The following is a 17,435-nucleotide window of genomic DNA, read 5'->3' on the forward strand; positions in this document are numbered from 1 at the left end:
CCGAGGCTGCGCTCGAGCTTGTTCTTCTCCCGGGTCAGCCCCAGGATTTCCTTCTTGGTGCGGCCCTCGAAGCCACCGGTCTGCTCCATCGCCTCGAGCTCCTTGAGCCGCTGCAGCCGCTTGTGCACGGTGGAGAAGTTGGTGAGCATGCCGCCCAGCCAGCGCTGGTTCACATACGGCATTCCGACCCGGGTGGCTTCGGCCGCGACCGACTCCTGAGCCTGCTTCTTGGTGCCGACGAACAGTACCGACCCGCCGTGGGCGACCGTCTCTTTGACGAACTCGTACGCCTTGTCGATGAAGGTCAGCGTCTGCTGCAGGTCGATGATGTAGATGCCGTTGCGGTCGGTGAAGATGAACCGCTTCATCTTGGGATTCCAACGACGGGTCTGGTGCCCGAAGTGGGTGCCGCTGTCAAGCAGCTGTTTCATGGTTACAACAGCCATAGCTAGCCCATGTCCTTTTGTTCGGTTGCTTGCCCGGCATCGGGTGAGGCCGGGCCCTGGCGTCTGCTGCGATGCCGAACCCGTCGTCCGATTTCCGGCTTCCGGGACCGCTCGGCATGCTGTTGCGGATCCCTTTACTACTGGGCCGCGGTGCAGACGCGCGAAGTCAGCCCGCTGAAGCGAGCTGCGTCGGAAAGTCTACACCGCCGCGACCGGTGCTTTTTCCGTCCACAACGCCCGCCCCGGTGACTGGCCGCTCTTGTCGCTGCGCGGTCCACTGAGCAGGTGCGATGGGTTCTGTTGCTGATTTTGGGCTGGATGCTGATCAACGCGCCACCGGCGGACGCGGACAGCGGACGGCTGAGCTGGCCGCTGCGCCCGCCGCCGGTTGTGGTTCGCGTGTTCGACGCGCCCTCGCCCAATTGGCTTGCCGGCCACCGCGGTGTTGACCTGGCCGGCAGGCCGGGTGAGGCCGTGTACGCCACGGGCGAGGCGACGGTCGTGTACGCCGGGCTGCTGGCCGGGCGGCCGGTGATTTCGCTTGCCCACCCGGGTGGGTTGCACACCAGCTACGAGCCGGTACGCGCCCGGGTGGTGGCCGGTCAGTCGGTGTCGACCGGGACGGTGTTGGGCGAGCTGGTGGCCGGGCACCACGGGTGTTCGGCGGCGGCGTGCCTGCATTGGGGGGCGATGTGGGGTCCGGCGTCACGCGCGGATTACGTCGACCCGCTGGGGTTGTTGACCTCGACACCGATCCGCCTCAAGCCGCTGCGGGGCTGACTCGATCGGCCGCCTCCCCGGGTGGGTAGATGTTTGCCCGGCTCTGCGCGACTTGTCGGCCCACTCAGCGCTCCAGTCGCGCAGAGCCGGGCAAACAGACACATGCCCCCCGGAGCCGCGGCCGTGGCAAGTGCGGCGCCGTCAGGCCCGCGGGTGGGCGCGGTCGTGCACCGCCCGCAACCGGGACACCGCGACGTGGGTGTACAGCTGAGTGGTGGCCAGGCTGGAGTGGCCGAGCAGTTCCTGGACTACGCGCAGGTCCGCCCCGCCCTCCAACAAGTGGGTGGCGGCGCTGTGCCGCAGCCCGTGCGGTCCCATGTCGGGCGCGCCGTCCACCGCCGCGACGGTCTGATGCACCACCGTGCGTGCCTGCCGCACGTCCAGACGGCGGCCGCGGGCACCGAGCAGCAGCGCCGGTCCGGACTGCGCGGTGACCAGCGCCGGGCGACCGTCGGACAGCCAGGCACGAAGCGCATCGGCGGCCGGTTGACCGAACGGCGCGGTCCGCTGCTTATTGCCCTTGCCCAGCACCCGCACCACCCGGTGCCCGCTGTCGACGTCGTCGACGTCCAAGCCGCACAGCTCACTCACCCGAATCCCGGTGGCGTACAGCATTTCGATGATCAGCCGGTCCCGTAACGCCAACGGGTCGCCCTGCTCAGCGCCCACCTGGGCTGCCGTCATCGCCGCCACCGCTTGATCCTGACGCAGCACCGCGGGCAGGGTGCGATGGGCTTTCGGAACTTGCAGACGGGTTGCTGGGTCGATGGGCAACAGGCCGCGTCGGGTCGCCCACGCGGTGAACGCCTTGACCGACGATGTGCGTCGGGCCAGCGTCGTGCGGGCGGCACCGGCCCCGGCGGCAGCGGCCAGCCAGGACCGCAGCAGCGGCAGGCTCAGCGCGGGCAGCCCGGACCCGCGGTCGGCCAGAAAGTCGAACAGCGACTGAAGATCACTGCGATAGGCGCGACGAGTGTGCGCCGAACGGCCGCACTGCAGGTCCAGGTAGTCGTCGAACTCGTCGAGGATCTCCTGCACTCCCCCACGCTGGCAGACGCGGTCGGCGTGATTCAGATGACGCGCCGCAACGTGTCCGGGGTGAGATCTTTGAGCGTCGGATAGCCGTCCACGGCCATGATCAAGTCCGCTTCGGCAAGCAGCGAGCGCAACACGTGCACTACGCCGTCGACGCCGCCGAGGGCCAGGCCGTAGGCGTACGGACGCCCCACGCCGACGGCGGTGGCACCCATCGCCAACGCCTTGACGATGTCGGCGCCGCTGCGGATCCCGGAATCGAACAGCACCGGCAGGCCGTCGGCCGCCTCGACCACGCCGGGCAGGCAGTCCAGCGCCGGCAGGCCGCCGTTGGCCTGCCGGCCGCCGTGGGTAGAGCAATAGATGCCGTCCACCCCACCGTCCTTGGCGCGCCGGGCGTCGTCGGGATGGCAGATGCCTTTGATGATCAGCGGCAGGTCGGTCAGCGACCGGAGCCAAGCCAGATCGTCCCAGGTCAACGGATTTCCGAACAGCTGCGCCCAGCGCAGCACGGTGCCCTGCGGGTCTTCCTCGGGAGGCCGTTGCAGCCCGGCGCGGAACACCGGATCGCTGGTGTAGTTGCTCAGGCAGAGCCCGCGCAGCTGGGGAAAGTTGGCCGTGCTGAGGTCCCGCGGACGCCAGCCGGGGATCCAGGTGTCCAGGGTGACGATGATGCCCTTGAATCCGGCGGCTTCGGCCCGCTGCACCAGGCTGGCTGCCAGCTCGCGGTCCTTGGGCGTGTAGAGCTGAAAGAATCCGGGGGTGTCGCCGAACTGCGCGGCCACTTCTTCCATCGGGTCGGTGGTCAGCGTCGAGACGACCATCGGGACACCGGTGCGGGCGGCGGCCCGCGCCGTGGCCAGGTCGCCGTGGCCGTCCTGGGCGCAGATTCCGATGACGCCGATCGGCGCCATGAACAACGGCGAAGGCAGCGTGAGGCCGAACATCTGGACTGACAGGTCGCGTTCGACGGCACCGACGAACATTCGCGGCACCAGACCCCAGCGATCGAAGACTTCGCGGTTGGCGCGCTGGGTGCGCTCGTCGCCGGCTCCCCCGACGACGTAGGACCACACCGAGGGCGGCATCGCCATCTCGGCCCGCGCTTCCAACTCCGCGAACGCCATGGGTAGCGCCGGAACCACGCCGGCTAGCCCCTGGAAGTAGATCTCGAGCTGATAGTCGCCGAATGCCATGCCCTAGAGGATGCCAGCAGGCATGGCACGGGGACTCTACTGCTCGCCCGCCTCTGCTTCGGCGAGTTCCTTCTTCCACTGCCGAAACGATTCCTCGGTGCGCCCGCGGCGCCAGTAGCCCGAGATCGACGCCCACCGGGCATCGACACCGCGCTCCTTGCGAATGTAGGGGCGCAGGTTGTGCATGACGGTCTGGGCTTCGCCATGGATGAAGACATGCACCTGCCCGGGCAACCAGGGCGCCGTGGTGACCGCCTCGATCAGCGGCGCGTGGTCCCCGGCGCGGTCCTCGGGGACCAGGTCGGCGCGGCCGCCGCGCAACACCCAGAACACGTCCACACCGTCGGGCGCGGTCAACGGTATTTCGTCGTCGGGACCGGCGACCTCGATGAAGACCTGTCCGACCGCGGTTTCGGGCAGTGCCTCCAGCGCCGCGGCGATGGCCGGTAGCGCCGATTCGTCACCGGCTAACAGGTGCCAGTCGGCGGCCGGGTCGGGTGCGTAGGCGCCGCTGGGCCCCATCAAGTAGATCGGCTGGCCCGGTTGGGCCGTCGCGGCCCATTGCCCGGCAACCCCGTGCTCGCCGTGCACGGCGATATCGATGGTGATCTGCTTGGCATCTTCGTCCACGCGGCGAACGGTGAAGGTCCGCACCGGCGGTCGCTGCTCGGCCGCCAGGTCGGCGAAGCTGTCGATCGTCAACGGTTGCGGCAGTGCATCCACGTCGATGTCGGCAGCGACGAAAACCAGCTTGACGTACGAGTCGGTGAATTTGCTGGGCACGAATGTGTCGAAGTTGCTGCTGCCCAATACCACTCGCACCATGTGCGGCGTGAGCTCCTCGGTACCCACCACCTCGAACGCCTGCACCGGCCGACCTGCCACTTTTTCCTCCCTGTCCAGACCCGACCCTCTATCGACTATACGAGTCGGCCCTGGCCGCGACGTTGACGCACAACTCGCCAACCACCGTCGCGGCACTCGGCCAACCCGGCTAGATCGAGCATCGCCAGTGGCCCCAGTACGCGCTCGGGTGCCAGCCCGGATGCGATCGCGATCTCGTCGACGGTTGCCGATCCCCGGCCCGGCACCGCCTCGTAGACTTGTCGTTCGAGCTCGCTCAGCCCGTCCAAGGCCGTGGTGGGCCGCGGTTCGGGATCGGCCAGTTCGCCGATGTGCCCGACCAACTCCACGATTTCCTGGGCGCGGGTCACCAGTTCCGCGCCGTTGCGCAGCAGCACATGACATCCCGCCGACGCCGACGACGTCACGGGGCCGGGCACCGCGGCCACCGGGCGGCCCAGTGCCCGCGCCCAGGAGGCGGTATTTGCGGCCCCGCTGCGCAAGCCGGCCTCCACGACTACCGCCGCGCCGGCAATCGCGGCCACCAGTCGGTTACGGGTCAGGAAGCGATGCCGCGCGGGGCGGACACCGGGCGGGTATTCGGTGAACAGCAGGCCGTGCTGTCCGATGCGATGCAGCAACGCGGAATGACCTGCCGGATAGCTGATATCGAGGCCGCCGGCCAGGACGGCGACCGTCACGCCGTCGACGGCGAGCGCGGCGCGATGGGCGGCACCGTCGATCCCGTAGGCGCCGCCGGAAACCACCGCGACGTCGCGCTCGGCCAGTCCGGTGGCCAGTTCGTACGCCACATGGTCGCCGTAGGGAGTCGACGCGCGGGTACCGACCAGAGCGGCCGCGCGCTGAGCCACCTCGTGCAGGCGGGCGGGTCCCATCGCCCACAACACCAGCGGCGCCCCGCCGCGGGACTTGCTGCCGACTCCGTCGAACGCGGCAAACGACAGCGTCGGCCACTCGTCGTCATCTGGTGTGATCAATCGGCCGCCACGTCGGGCGATCAGCTCGAGATCTGCTGCAGCCGAATCAATCTCACGTCTTGCTTCGGTCTGTTCGAGCAGGCCGCTGTCGACCTGTCCGCGCCGGACTCGCTCGGCCGCCTCCTGCGGACCGACGCTCTTTACCAGCAACACAAGCTGGCCGCATGGCGGTTCCGCGACGCGGGACAGGTAGGCCCATGCCCGCAGGACGGGATCGTCGAGGTTCATCGCTGAGCCCCCGGTTGCCGAAAGCTGAGCGCGGTCGCGACCTCGGCCAGGCCGGGCACCGTCCGCCCGGCCAGGTCGGAAAGACTCCACGCGACCCGCAACGTGCGGTCTACGCCACGGACGCTGAGCACGCCACGGTCCAACGCTTCGCGCAGTGGTTGCATCGCCGCGCTGCTGAGACGAAATTTGCGCCGTAGCAACGTCCCGCTGACTTCGGCGTTGGTGCCGAAGCCGTACGGGCGCCAACGCTCCGCGGCGGCATCGCGAGCCATGGCCACCCGGTGGCGTACCTGCGCCGTCGATTCGCCATGTGTTGCCGAGAATGCGTTTGCCCGTATCGGATTCATCTGCACCCGCAGGTCCACCCGGTCCAGGAGCGGCCCGGAGAGCTTGCCCAGATAGCGCCGTTTGACCACCGCGGCACAGATGCAGTCCTGCGGGTCGGCGGGCGCGCACGGGCAGGGGTTGGCTGCCAGCACCAGCTGAAACCGTGCCGGATAGCAGGCCACGCCGTCGCGGCGGGCCAGCCGAATCTGGCCATCCTCCAACGGTGTTCGCAACGCTTCCAGGGCGTTGACGCTGATCTCGGCGCACTCGTCGAGGAACAGCACCCCGCGGTGCGCGCGGCTGACCGCACCCGGGCGGGCCATCCCGGAACCGCCGCCGACGAGCGCCGCGACGGTGGAGCTGTGGTGCGGGGCTACGAACGGCGGTCGGGTGACCAGCGGCGTATCTCCCGACAGCAGTCCCGCGACCGAGTGAATCGCGGTGACTTCCAGCGACTCACCGTGCGACAGCGGCGGCAGCAAACCTGGAAGCCGTTGTGCCAGCATCGTTTTACCTACACCGGGCGGACCGGTCAGCATGAGGTGGTGCGCACCCGCCGCGGCGACCTCGACGGCGAATCGCGCCTGCGACTGCCCGACGACGTCGGCCAAATCCGCCAGGGGTTCATCGATGGCGGCCCCCGCCGGCATCCGCTGAGCGAGGTCCGCATCGCCGGTGAGCCACTTCTGCAGCTGTCGCAGCGTGCGCACCCCCAACACCTCGATCCCGTCGACAAGGCTGGCTTCGGCGAGGTTGTCGGCGGGAACGACGACAGTTGGCCAGCCATCGCGCTTTGCGGCCACCACCGCCGGCAATACTCCGCGCACCGGGCGCACCCGGCCATCCAGCGACAACTCCCCCAGCAACACCGTCTTCTCCAGGCGGTGCCAGGGCTTCTTAAGTTGCGCCGACAGCACAGCGGCAGCCAGGGCGCAGTCATAGACCGACCCCATTTTCGGCAATGTCGCCGGGGACAACGCCAGCGTCAACCTCGCCATCGGCCAGGTGTTGCCACAGTTGGTGACTGCCGCCCGCACCCGGTCGCGGGACTCTTGCAGCGCCGCGTCCGGCAGGCCCACCAGGTGCACGCCAGGCAGCCCCGAGGTGATGTCGGCTTCGATCTCCACAATGTGTCCGTCCAGACCGCGCACCGCGACCGAGAACGCATGCCCGAGTGCCATCAGCCGATGCCCTTGAGGTGGGTCAGCTCCGGCTGCGGGCGCCGCCCGATTCGAACCCCGATCACGTCGATGCGAATCGCCGCCCAGCGTTCGCCCTGGCCCGCCAACCACAGGCCGGCCAGGCGGCGCAACCTGCGCACCTTCGGTAGCGGCACCGCCTGCGCCAGCCCGCCATAACCGTCACCGGTGCGGGTTTTGACCTCCACGAACACCACCGTGCGGCTGGCCGCGTGACAGGCAATCACGTCCAGTTCGCCGTATCGGCAGCGCCAGTTGCGGCCCAGGATCTGCAACCCGAGTTCGGTCAGATGATCTACGGCCAGTTGTTCGCCCAACGCTCCCAGCTGGGCTCGAGTCAACGTCGTCATGCCCTAAACGTGCCCGCCGGGCCCGACAATCACGGCCACCCGCAACGCTCGAACGCAGCAGCGCAGACCGGTTATCCACAGTTGCCAACCGATCCACAGCTAGATGACGCGATCCGCCCTGGTGTAGACGTTCATCGAATCCTCGCGCAAAAAAGCCACCAGCGTGATGCCGGACTGCTCGGCGAGCGACACGGCTAACGACGACGGCGCCGACACCGCTGCCAGCACCGGTATCCCGGCCATCAGCGCCTTCTGGGTCAACTCGAACGAAACCCGACCACTGACCAGCAACACCGCAGCCGTCAGCGGCACCCGCTTGTGTTCCAACGCCCAACCGAGAACTTTGTCGACGGCGTTGTGCCGGCCGATATCCTCGCGCACGGCCAGCATGGTTCCGTCCGAGCCGAACAACGCCGCCCCATGCAGCCCACCGGTGCTGGCGAAAACCTTCTGCGCACCCCGAAGTTGGTCCGGCATCGCTCGCAGAGTTTCCGCGGCGACCGTGGCCGGATCATCGCCAGGCGCGTAGCGGCTGATCAATTGCACCGCATCCAGCGAGGCTTTGCCGCAGACTCCGCACGACGACGTTGTGTAGAAATTGCGGGTGAGGTCCAGGCTGGGCTTCGGGATGCCGGGCGCCAGGGTCACATCCAACACGTTGTAGTTGTTGATGCCCTCGTCATCCCGACCGTCATCCCGACCGTCACAGTAACGGATTGTCTGCACGTCGCCGCGCTCGGCGATGATCCCCTCGGTGAGCAGAAAGCCTTGCGCCAGTTCGATATCCGAACCCGGCGTGCGCATGGTCACGGTCAGGGGTGTTCCGTCGAGGCGGATTTCCAGCGGCTCTTCGACGGCCAGGATTTCTTGTCGCACACTTGCCCGGTCGGCCGCCCGATGCGTCACGCGCCGACGCGCCGTTACGTGCCCCACTGCGTCTTTCCGGCTGTCACGGCCTCAACGTACCGTGCCTTCACGCCACCGGGCCTCACACCACTGGGGCTCAGACCACTGTGGCCAGCGACTCCAGCGCCTCGGCCGATGTGTGCGTCGGGCGCCAACCGAGATCCCGGTGCGCCCTGGTGGTGTCCATCACGACCGACGTCCGCGCGATGTGCAACCACTCCAACAGAGACGGCACGAACGGCAACCGGGAAATCGCCGCCGACGCCGCCGAAGCCGCGACAGCGGGAACCCGCACGGCGCGCACACCCAGCGTTCGCGCCACCTGGCTGACCGTGACCGTGCCGTCGCCGGCAATGTTGTACGCGCCCGGCGGCGCCGGCGCGGTGGCCGCTAGTGCGATCGCGCTGGCTACGTCGTCGTGATGGACGAGTTGGAGCGGAAATCCGGGGTCTGGAACCACGGGCTTCAACAACGGGACCGCCTTGCTCACCGCCCGAATCGGTCCGGGCAGCTTGGTCAGCGGCGCCGCCAAAGCCGGAGCTTCGGGTCCGGTGACAATGCAGGGCCGCAACACGAACACTTCCAGCGACGAACCCTCGGTCACTTCCGCCAGCACCGCCTCGCACGCCGCCTTCTGCGCCGAGTAGTAGTGCTCGTCGGATCCTCGTGCGGGCACGTCCTCGGTCAGCGGCACCGGGTTGTCGGAGTGGTATCCGTAGGCGGCGACGGAGGACGTGTAGACCAGCCGCCGGGGTCGCGCCGCCGCAACAGTGGCCTCGAAAACATTGCGGGTGCCCTGCAGGTTGACCCGCTCGCTTTCTTCCCGCGACCCCATGATGATGAACGCCAAATGGATCACCACGTCGGCTTCGGCGACGAGTTCGTCGACGGCGTCGCGATCGAGAATGTCACCCTGCTGGTAGGTGGTTTTGGTCCAGGCGTGCGTCAGCGGGTCGAATGGCCGGCGGGCCATTCCGATGATCCGCTCGACCGTGGGCTCGCGTTCCAATGCGGTGACGGCCGAGATCCCGATCTCTCCGGTCGGTCCCGTTACTGCGACTGTGAGTCCCACCTAGCTCGACTTTCCCGCCCTCGATGCCGGTCAAACGCCGAGCAAGATATGTCACCGAATGTGTGCGATCCGTAACACGTGGCTATTCATAGCCCGTTCACCTCAATTTTTGGGCTCAATATTCAAGCAAGGAGGAGCCGTGAAGCTGATCGCACCAGCCGATTCGATGTTCCTGGTCGGTGAGTCGCGCGAACACCCGATGCACGTCGGCGCCCTGCAGCTCTTCCAGCCGCCCGAGGGCGCCGACGACGACTTCGTTACCGAAGCCTACGAATCGATGCTGGCGTGCACCGACGTACAACCGACCTTCCGCAAACACCCTGCGTTTCTCGGGCCCGTGACCAACCTGGCCTGGTCAATCGAGCAGGAGGTCGAACTCGACTATCACTTCCGCCGGTCCGCCCTGCCGCGACCGGGACGCGTGCGCGAGTTGCTGGAGTTGGCGTCGCGGCTGCACGGCAGCCTGCTCGACCGGCACCGACCGATGTGGGAAGCGCATCTGGTGGAGGGCCTCAACGACGGGCGCTACGCCGTCTACACCAAGTTTCACCACTCGCTGATGGACGGGGTCTCCGCGCTGAGGTTGATGCAGCGCGCGTTCACCGACAACCCCGACGACGACGAGGTGCGCGTGCCGTGGGAGCTCAAGCCCCGCCACCGGCCGGACAGCGGTAAAGGTTCCTCACCGTTGGACGCCTTGACCTCGGCCGTGGGATCAGCGGCCGCATTGGGTCCGTCGACGCTGAACCTGGCGCGTGCCGCATTGCTCGAGCAACAACTCACCTTCCCGTTCCGGGCGCCCAAGACGATGTTCAACGTGCGAATCGGCGGTGCTCGGCGCATCGCCGCCCAGTCGTGGTCGTTGGACCGGCTCAAAGCGGTGAAGGCCGCCGCCGACGCGACGTTCAACGACATCGTCCTGGCCATGTCGGCCGGTGCGCTGCGCGCCTACCTGCTCGAACAGAACGCCCTGCCCGACGCTCCCCTGATCGCGATGGTTCCGGTGAGTTTGCGTAAGGAGAACGACGCCGAGGGCGGCGGGAACGCGGTGGGAACCGTGTTGTGCAACCTGCACACTGACGTCGAGGATGCGGGCAAACGCCTCGAAGGAATCAGCGCTTCGATGCGCGAACAAAAGCAGTTGTTCACCCAGCTTCCCCAGGTGCAACAACTCGCCCTGTCGGCATTTTTGACCGGTGGGCTGTTCCTCGGGCTGATTCCGGGATTCATCCGAACCGCTCCGCCACCGTTCAATATCGTGATCTCCAATGTCCCGGGAAGCAAGGAGCCGTTGTACTGGCGCGGGGCCCAAATGGTCGGCAATTACCCGTTGTCGATCACACTTGACGGACAGGCAATGAACATCACCGTGACCAACAACGGCGAGAACCTCGACTTCGGACTTGTCGGAGCCAGAGGCAGCGTGCCGCACCTGCAGCACATGCTGAGCCACCTGGAGACGTCGCTGAAAGACCTCGAACGAGCCGTCGGGGTGTAAGGGTGGCGACGCCCGGGGTTAATCTACGGCCATCGGAACACAGGGCCGAGGGAGGTAGAAGCGTGGCGAACGAACCGGACACCGTGGCGAACGGACCGGACACCGTGGCGAACGAACCGGACACGAGGTCCGACTCGACACCAGGTGCTGTGACGGCTGACCCGGCCACAGTGTTCGCAGCGTTGGCGGAGATCATCTACCAAGGTTCGGATGCCACCCAGATGTATGCCGCAATCTGTGTGGCCGCGACCCTGATCGTGCCTGGTTGTGACCACGCCAGCTTGCTGGCGAAACGCAACGATGGCTATGTGACCGTCGGTGCCAGCTCCAAGTTGGCGCACCATATCGACGATCTCGAACGACTCGCCGGCGACGGTCCCTGCATCGATGCCATCGAGGAGGAGACGCCTCAGGTCGAACCGGACTTGACCAACCCGAGCCAATGGCGCGGCTTTGCCGCGCGACTGGTCGAAGAAACCCCGGTGCGCGGCGCGATGGGATTTCGGCTGCTGATCGACAAACGCAAAGCCGCGGCATTGAATCTCTTCAGCGAGTCGGCCAATGTGTTCAATTCCGAAGCAGCGGGTCGCGCTGCGGTGTTGGCCGCGTTCGCTAGCGTGGCCATCAACGCGGTCGCACGCGGTGAAGACGCCACCAGCTTGCGGCGCGGGTTGCTCAGCAACCGCGAGATCGGGAAGGCGGTCGGCATGCTGATGATGCTGCACAACCTGGGCGAGGATGAGGCCTTCGACCTGCTGCGGCGACACTCGCAGAGCCTGAATATCAAGCTGGCCGATGTGGCGCGGCGCGTCATTGAGGCCCGCGGCACCCTCGGCGAGCAGGTTCAGTAGCGCGCCTTCTACTCCGGCAGCCGCAGTTCGGGTTTCTCGACCTCTTCGATGTTGACGTCTTTGAACGTGACCACCCGGACCTGCTTGACGAAGCGAGCCGGGCGGTACATGTCCCACACCCACGCGTCGGCCAGCCGTAGCTCGAAATACACTTCGCCGTCGGCGTTGCGCGGCACCATCTCGACGCTGTTGGCGAGGTAGAAGCGTCGCTCGGTTTCCACGACGTAGCTGAACTGACCGACGATGTCCTTGTATTCGCGGTACAGCGAGAGCTCCATCTCGGTTTCGTACTTTTCGAGATCCTCTGCACTCATCTGCCACTCATCTGCTCAGACGTCCTTCTCCCGGAGTTGCTGCCTCATCTTCCCGCATCGGCAATAGTTGCGGGCTCGCGGCCACCCGCCGCACATTGATGAACGAATAGCGGTGCTGCGGGCACGGCCCCAACAGGGCCAGCGCGCGACTGTGCGCGGGGGTGCTGTAGCCCTTGTGCTCGGCGAATCCGTAGCCAGGGTGCTCGGCGTCCATTGCGACCATCAGTCGGTCCCGGCTCACCTTCGCCAGCACACTGGCGGCGGCGATGCAGGCGGCAGCGGCGTCCCCGCCGATCACCGGCAACGACGGCACGGCTAATCCCGGCACCCGGAAGCCGTCGCTCAGCACATAACCCGGCCGTAGCGACAAGCCCGCCACCGCCCGGCGCATGCCTTCGATGTTGGCGACGTGCACGCCTCGGCGATCGACCTCGGTCGACGGGATGAACACCACGTGGTAAGCCAGCGCATAACGACAGATCAGCGGGAACAGCTTCTCCCGCACCTTCTCGGTGAGCTTCTTCGAATCATCAAGAGCGGCAAGGCTTTCCAAGCGATTTGGACTCAGCACGCAGGCTGCGACCACCAACGGGCCGGCGCATGCGCCCCGGCCCACCTCGTCGACTCCGGCCACCGGCCCCAAACCGCTGCGATGCAGCGCAGACTCGAGGGTCCGCAATCCCGACGCTTTGCGGATCACCGTCCGCGGCGGCCACGTTGTGGCCATGGCTACTGGCCCTGCTGGGGGTTCACCGAACCCACACCACCCCACCGAGACGGCGGCCACACGATGAATCTGGCCTTGCCGATGACGTTGGCGACCGGCACCGTGCCCGGCATCGGGTCGCCCGTGCACAACATCGGGCAGTGGGCGCGGGAATCCGCCGAGTGGGTGCGGTTGTCGCCCATCACCCACAGCCGCCCCGGCGGGACGGTGACCGGACCGAACTCGCTGCCCAGGCACGGGTACACCGACGGGTCGGCCATCATCGTGGTCGGGTTCAGATACGGCTCCTTGAGCGGTTTGCCGTTGACCGTCAAACCGGTGTCGGCGCGGCACTGAACCGTCTGCCCGCCGACCGCGATCACTCGCTTGACCAGGTCATTCTCGTCCGGCGGTACAAAGCCGATAAACGACAGCGCGTTTTGTACCCAGCGCACGACGGCGTTGGACGAGCGGATCGACTTGTAGCCGATGTTCCACGACGGTGGGCCTTTGAAGACGATGACGTCGCCGGGCTCGGGTGAGCTGAACCGATAGGTGAGTTTGTCGACCATGATGCGGTCGCCGACGCACGTGGCACACCCGTGCAGGGTGGGTTCCATCGATTCGGACGGAATCAGGTAAGGCCGCGCGACGAACGTCAGCATCACGTAGTAAAGGACGATCGCGATGACCGCCAACGTCGTCAGCTCGCGTAGCGTCGACCGCTTCTTGGTCTTCGGCTCGTCCTTTTCCGGGCCTGCCTCGGGATCTGGTGCGACAGCCTCGGCCGGCGGGTCGGAATCGCGGGTGAGCGGCTCCGCCTTATCACCGTCCGGCCGGCGCTCCGAAGGAGAGTCCTCAGCGTCAGTCACGAGATCAGCGTAGCCAGCGCGAAGTGTTCGCCGGTGCACGCCAGGCCCCGGTTGGGCCGATCGCGGTCAGCGCTTTTCCTTGATCTTGGCTTTCTTGCCACGAAGCTCCCGCAGGTAGTACAGCTTGGCGCGACGGACGTCACCACGGGTAACAACCTCGATGTGGTCGATGTTCGGCGAATGCACCGGGAAGGTCCGCTCGACGCCGACACCGTAGCTTTCCTTGCGCACCGTGAACGTCTCGCGGATGCCGCCGCCCTGGCGGCGGATCACCACGCCCTTGAACACCTGGATACGCTCCTTGGCGCCCTCGATGACTTTGACGTGCACGTTGATGGTGTCGCCCGGGTGGAAGGCGGGGATGTCGTCGCGCAGCGACGCCTGGTCGACGAAGTCCAGCCTGTTCATTGGAAAGACACTTCCTCGGGGTCGCGGCCTGGTCAATCCATCACACGTGAGCGTGCGACAGTCACCAAGCCGATGGTTAGGGCTTCTGGATGTACCTCGCAGCAGGCGGTAGGCACCCGGCCCGCCGACAACCGCTGGAGACAACTGGCCAATTGTGCCAGATGGTGAGCATGCAGTGAAAATCACAGGAAACTGTGGCGGTTCGCGCCCGCGCCAAACGGCCTGTAAATGGTACATATAGCTGGGGTTGAACCGTGCGGATCCAAACCCTTGCTGACGCTGCGGAACCGTGCACCCGAGCGGCTTAAGATCCGCTCCCGATGCCAGGAAAACGCCCGAGATGCCGAAGGAGTGCAATGCGAGTCCGGCCGCTGACGATGCTTTTCACCGTCGCGGCGGCGGCGTTGGTGGTGGTCGCCGGCTGCGAGGCGACCGTGCACGCCAAAGCGTTCAACTCGACCGACCAGGCGCATTCCCAGCAGCCGACCGAACCCCACCAGCAGTTGGTCGAGTTGCTACTGCGGGCGATCACGCCCAGCGGCGCGCCGATTGCGCTGCCCAACCTCGGCCGAAGCGGGCTATCCGGGGTGCAGGAGCGGGTCCAGCTGGCCACCGACCAGGCCGCCGCCAGCGGAGCGTCTCTTTCGGTAGCGATTCTTGATCGCGCCACCCATCAGCTGGTCTCCAACGGCAACAACCAGATCATCGCCACCGCGTCGGTGGCCAAACTATTCATCGCCGACAATTTGTTGCTGCAGGAATCCCAGGGCCGCGCCACGCTGTCCCGAGAGGATCACGACGCGCTGGACGTGATGCTGCAGTCCTCTGACGACGGCGCGGCCGAACAATTCTGGGCTCAGGGCGGTGGCGACGCCATCATCACCAACGTGGCGAACCGGTACGGATTGACTTCAACCGCACCGCCCAGTGACGGACGGTGGTGGAACACCATCAGCTCGGCGTCCGACCTGATCCGCTATTACGAGATGCTGCTCGACGGCTCGGGCGGGCTGCCGGTGGAGCGCGCCCGTCTGATCGTCAGCGACCTGGCGAAGTCCACCCCGACCGGAGTGGACGGCTACCCGCAGCGGTTCGGCATCCCCGACGGGCTCTACGCCGACACCGTGGCGGTAAAGCAGGGCTGGATGTGCTGTATCGGCGCCGACTGGATGCACCTGTCCACCGGCGTGATCGGTTCGGACCGCCGCTACATCATGGTCATCGAGTCGTTGCAGCCGTCCGACGACGCCACTGCGCGCGAGACGATCACCCAGGCGGTCAGAACGATCTTCCCCAACGGCCGCATCTAACTGTTGCTGCCCGGGCAGACGCACTCAGTCCAGCAGTTCGGGCCGGCGCTCGCGCGTGCGCTGCAACGACACCTCACGCCGCCACGCCGCGATCCTGGCGTGGTCCCCCGACAACAAAATCTCCGGAACGTCCAGCCCACGCCAACTCGCCGGACGGGTGTAGCTCGGACCCTCCAGCAGCCGACCCAGCGCCACTGAATGCGAATCATCCTGGTGCGACGCGGGATTGCCCAACACGCCGGTCATCAGCCGTAACACGGCCTCGATCATGACCAGCGCCGCCGACTCGCCGCCGGCCAACACGTAGTCGCCGATCGACACCTCTTCGACCCGCATCCGGCGCGCCGAGTCCTCGATGACCCGCTGGTCGATGCCTTCGTATCGGCCACAGGCGAACACCAGGTGCGCTTCGGCGCTCCATCGCTGCGCGGTTGGTTGATCGAACAGCACTCCAGCCGGGCTGGGAACCACCAATAGCGTTTCGCCGGAACATATTTCGTCCAGCGCCGCACCCCAGACCGGTGCCCGCATGACCATGCCGGGCCCACCGCCATAGGGAGCGTCGTCCACCGAGTGATGCACGTCGTGCGTCCACGCCCGCAGATCGTGCACCCGCAGATCGACCAAACCCGAGGCAATCGCCTTGCCCGGCAACGATTGTCGCAACGGATCAAGGTAGGCCGGGAAGATCGTGACGACGTCGATTTGCACGGCTACGCCAGATCCAACAGACCGTCGGGAGGTGCTATTTCAAGGAAACCGTCCTGTAGCGACACCGAGGTGACGATCGCGCTGACGAAAGGCACCAACAGTTCGCTGGATTCACGCTTGACGGAGAGCAATTCACCCCCGGCCGTGTGCAACACCTCGGCGACGACACCGATTTCCTGCCCTGTTGTCGTCGTGACCCGAAGGCCTTCGAGTTGGTGGTCGTAGTAGGTGTCCGGCTCGTCGATCGGTGGCAGCTCGTCGGAGTCGATGACGAATAGGCTTCCCCGCAGCGCGTCGGCGGCGTCGCGGTCGGCCACACCCGCCAACCGGACCAGCATTCGGGCACCGTGGGGGCGTGCACCTTCGACGACGTAGCTGCGCGGCGGACCGCCGTCGCGTGGCTTCTTGGCCCGCAGCGTGGCGCCCGGGGCGAACCGGACGTCGGGATCGTCGGTGCGTACGTCTACGACGAGCTCACCGGTGATGCCGTGGGCTTTCGCCACGCGCCCGACGATCAGCTCCACGGGTGTCGGCTACTGGTCGGTGTCCACCACGTCGACGCGGATACCGCGGCCACCGATGCCGGCGACCAGCGTGCGCAGCGCGGTGGCGGTACGTCCGCCACGGCCGATCACCTTGCCCAGGTCGTCAGGATGCACGTGGACCTCGACAGTGCGCCCGCGACGGCTGGTCACCAGGTCGACGCGGACGTCGTCAGGGTTGTCGACGATGCCACGGACGAGGTGCTCGACGGCGTCGACCACGACGGTACTCATGGTCTGGGTCAGCTTTCCGTAGCCGGCGCGGCCTCGGGTGCAGCCTCGGCTGCCTCGGGCGCGGTCTCGGCGGGGGCCTCACCGGCTTCTGAATCGGCCTTGGCGGCGGCCTTCTTCGCCCCTGAAGTCGACGCCTTCTTCTTCGGCTTGGCGGCTTCGGTGGTGGGACCGCCGTCGGCGGCAGCCAGTGCGGCGTTGAACAGTTCGAGCTTGCTGGGCTTGGCCGGCTTGACCTTCAAAGTCCCCTCGGCGCCGGGCAGACCCTTGAACTTCTGCCAGTCACCGGTGATCTTCAGTAGCTTCAGGACGGGCTCGGTGGGCTGGGCGCCGACCGACAACCAGTACTGAGCGCGCTCGGAGTTGATCTCGATCAGGCTCGGCTCTTCCTTCGGGTGGTACCGGCCGATCACCTCGATGGAACGGCCGTCGCGGCGCGTGCGCGCGTCGGCGACAGCGATGCGGTACTGAGGATTGCGGATCTTTCCGAGCCGCGTGAGCTTGATTTTCACAGCCATGATTACTCCTGTGCGGTGTCACGCTGCAATTCAGCGACCGGGGCGGGATGCCCGGGTCCGGTTTTGCCTCGCGTGTATGACCACCCCGCGACCA

At 66.7% G+C, this 17,435-nt stretch carries 20 protein-coding genes and 1 pseudogene; 4 read left to right on the plus strand and 17 right to left on the minus strand.

Annotated features, from left to right (window positions below):
- Window positions 1–446: 30S ribosomal protein S2 (gene rpsB, locus A5634_RS05175; RefSeq protein ID WP_065143035.1), on the minus strand; the 446-nt coding region annotated here is incomplete at its 3' end.
- Window positions 447–695: 249 nt separating this feature from the next.
- Here rpsB and A5634_RS05180 point away from each other — a divergent pair.
- A pseudogene (locus A5634_RS05180) lies at window positions 696–1,217 on the plus strand (M23 family metallopeptidase); the annotation flags it as partial.
- 150 nt (window positions 1,218–1,367) lie between these two features.
- Here the strand turns inward: A5634_RS05180 and A5634_RS05185 are convergent.
- The 8 genes from A5634_RS05185 to A5634_RS05220 form a co-directional block, all read right to left on the minus strand.
- Entirely contained in the window at window positions 1,368–2,264 is an 897-nt protein-coding gene (locus A5634_RS05185; protein ID WP_065143013.1) for a tyrosine recombinase XerC, read from the minus strand.
- Between the two features lie 32 nt (window positions 2,265–2,296).
- Window positions 2,297–3,457, minus strand: a complete 1,161-nt coding sequence (locus A5634_RS05190; RefSeq protein WP_065143014.1) for a lactate 2-monooxygenase — start codon at window positions 3,455–3,457, stop codon at window positions 2,297–2,299.
- Window positions 3,458–3,493: 36 nt separating this feature from the next.
- Complete coding sequence (locus tag A5634_RS05195) at window positions 3,494–4,342, minus strand: siderophore-interacting protein (RefSeq protein WP_065143015.1); 849 nt, start codon at window positions 4,340–4,342, stop codon at window positions 3,494–3,496.
- A 35-nt stretch (window positions 4,343–4,377) separates the two neighbouring features.
- On the minus strand, window positions 4,378–5,526 hold the full coding sequence (dprA, locus tag A5634_RS05200) for a DNA-processing protein DprA (protein WP_065143016.1): 1,149 nt from the start codon (window positions 5,524–5,526) through the stop codon (window positions 4,378–4,380).
- A complete protein-coding gene (locus A5634_RS05205; RefSeq protein ID WP_065143017.1) occupies window positions 5,523–7,034 on the minus strand; it encodes a YifB family Mg chelatase-like AAA ATPase in 1,512 nt (503 codons plus the stop codon). Before A5634_RS05205 ends, dprA begins: the two co-directional genes overlap by 4 nt.
- Window positions 7,034–7,402: a YraN family protein gene (locus A5634_RS05210; RefSeq protein WP_065143018.1), complete on the minus strand. Its 369-nt coding sequence runs from the start codon at window positions 7,400–7,402 to the stop codon at window positions 7,034–7,036. The genes A5634_RS05205 and A5634_RS05210 overlap by 1 nt, the downstream gene beginning before the upstream one ends.
- Before the next feature lie 99 nt (window positions 7,403–7,501).
- Window positions 7,502–8,335, minus strand: coding sequence for a formate dehydrogenase accessory sulfurtransferase FdhD (gene fdhD / locus A5634_RS05215; RefSeq protein ID WP_065143019.1), 834 nt, complete (start codon window positions 8,333–8,335; stop codon window positions 7,502–7,504).
- A 70-nt stretch (window positions 8,336–8,405) separates the two neighbouring features.
- Window positions 8,406–9,380 carry an NAD-dependent epimerase/dehydratase family protein gene (locus tag A5634_RS05220; RefSeq protein ID WP_065143020.1) on the minus strand — a complete coding sequence of 325 codons (975 nt, stop codon included), beginning with the start codon at window positions 9,378–9,380 and terminating at the stop codon, window positions 8,406–8,408.
- A gap of 166 nt (window positions 9,381–9,546) precedes the next feature.
- Here A5634_RS05220 and A5634_RS05225 point away from each other — a divergent pair, with 166 nt between their 5' ends.
- Complete coding sequence (locus A5634_RS05225) at window positions 9,547–10,878, plus strand: WS/DGAT/MGAT family O-acyltransferase (RefSeq protein WP_437339942.1); 1,332 nt, start codon at window positions 9,547–9,549, stop codon at window positions 10,876–10,878.
- A gap of 104 nt (window positions 10,879–10,982) precedes the next feature.
- Complete coding sequence (locus A5634_RS05230) at window positions 10,983–11,729, plus strand: ANTAR domain-containing protein (protein ID WP_065143036.1); 747 nt, start codon at window positions 10,983–10,985, stop codon at window positions 11,727–11,729.
- Window positions 11,730–11,737: 8 nt separating this feature from the next.
- Here A5634_RS05230 and A5634_RS05235 read toward each other — a convergent pair whose 3' ends face one another.
- The 4 genes from A5634_RS05235 to rplS form a co-directional block, all read right to left on the minus strand.
- Window positions 11,738–12,043 carry a DUF2469 domain-containing protein gene (locus A5634_RS05235; protein WP_012393608.1) on the minus strand — a complete coding sequence of 102 codons (306 nt, stop codon included), beginning with the start codon at window positions 12,041–12,043 and terminating at the stop codon, window positions 11,738–11,740.
- Between the two features lie 7 nt (window positions 12,044–12,050).
- Complete coding sequence (locus A5634_RS05240) at window positions 12,051–12,770, minus strand: ribonuclease HII (RefSeq protein WP_065143022.1); 720 nt, start codon at window positions 12,768–12,770, stop codon at window positions 12,051–12,053.
- A gap of 2 nt (window positions 12,771–12,772) precedes the next feature.
- Window positions 12,773–13,621, minus strand: coding sequence for a signal peptidase I (gene lepB / locus A5634_RS05245; protein WP_065143037.1), 849 nt, complete (start codon window positions 13,619–13,621; stop codon window positions 12,773–12,775).
- Window positions 13,622–13,687: 66 nt separating this feature from the next.
- On the minus strand, window positions 13,688–14,029 hold the full coding sequence (rplS, locus tag A5634_RS05250; RefSeq protein WP_065143023.1) for a 50S ribosomal protein L19: 342 nt from the start codon (window positions 14,027–14,029) through the stop codon (window positions 13,688–13,690).
- A 356-nt stretch (window positions 14,030–14,385) separates the two neighbouring features.
- Between rplS and A5634_RS05255 the strand changes: the two genes are divergently transcribed.
- Window positions 14,386–15,339, plus strand: coding sequence for a hypothetical protein (locus A5634_RS05255; RefSeq protein ID WP_065143024.1), 954 nt, complete (start codon window positions 14,386–14,388; stop codon window positions 15,337–15,339).
- Between the two features lie 24 nt (window positions 15,340–15,363).
- On the opposite strand, the gene trmD is transcribed toward A5634_RS05255, so the two are convergent.
- The 4 genes from trmD to rpsP are packed head-to-tail and all read right to left on the minus strand — an operon-like array spanning window position 15,364 to window position 17,341.
- Complete coding sequence (gene trmD, locus A5634_RS05260) at window positions 15,364–16,050, minus strand: tRNA (guanosine(37)-N1)-methyltransferase TrmD (RefSeq protein WP_065143025.1); 687 nt, start codon at window positions 16,048–16,050, stop codon at window positions 15,364–15,366.
- Window positions 16,051–16,052: 2 nt separating this feature from the next.
- The gene (rimM, locus tag A5634_RS05265) at window positions 16,053–16,574 is read right to left on the minus strand and encodes a ribosome maturation factor RimM (RefSeq protein WP_065143026.1); all 522 of its coding nucleotides are present in this window, start codon (window positions 16,572–16,574) and stop codon (window positions 16,053–16,055) included.
- Between the two features lie 9 nt (window positions 16,575–16,583).
- Window positions 16,584–16,826, minus strand: a complete 243-nt coding sequence (locus tag A5634_RS05270; RefSeq protein ID WP_036354608.1) for an RNA-binding protein — start codon at window positions 16,824–16,826, stop codon at window positions 16,584–16,586.
- Between the two features lie 8 nt (window positions 16,827–16,834).
- Window positions 16,835–17,341: a 30S ribosomal protein S16 gene (gene rpsP / locus A5634_RS05275; protein WP_065143027.1), complete on the minus strand. Its 507-nt coding sequence runs from the start codon at window positions 17,339–17,341 to the stop codon at window positions 16,835–16,837.
- Window positions 17,342–17,435 lie beyond the last annotated feature (94 nt).

Origin of the sequence: Mycobacterium asiaticum (assembly GCF_001673365.1) — a bacterium.
GTDB lineage: Bacteria > Actinomycetota > Actinomycetes > Mycobacteriales > Mycobacteriaceae > Mycobacterium > Mycobacterium asiaticum_A.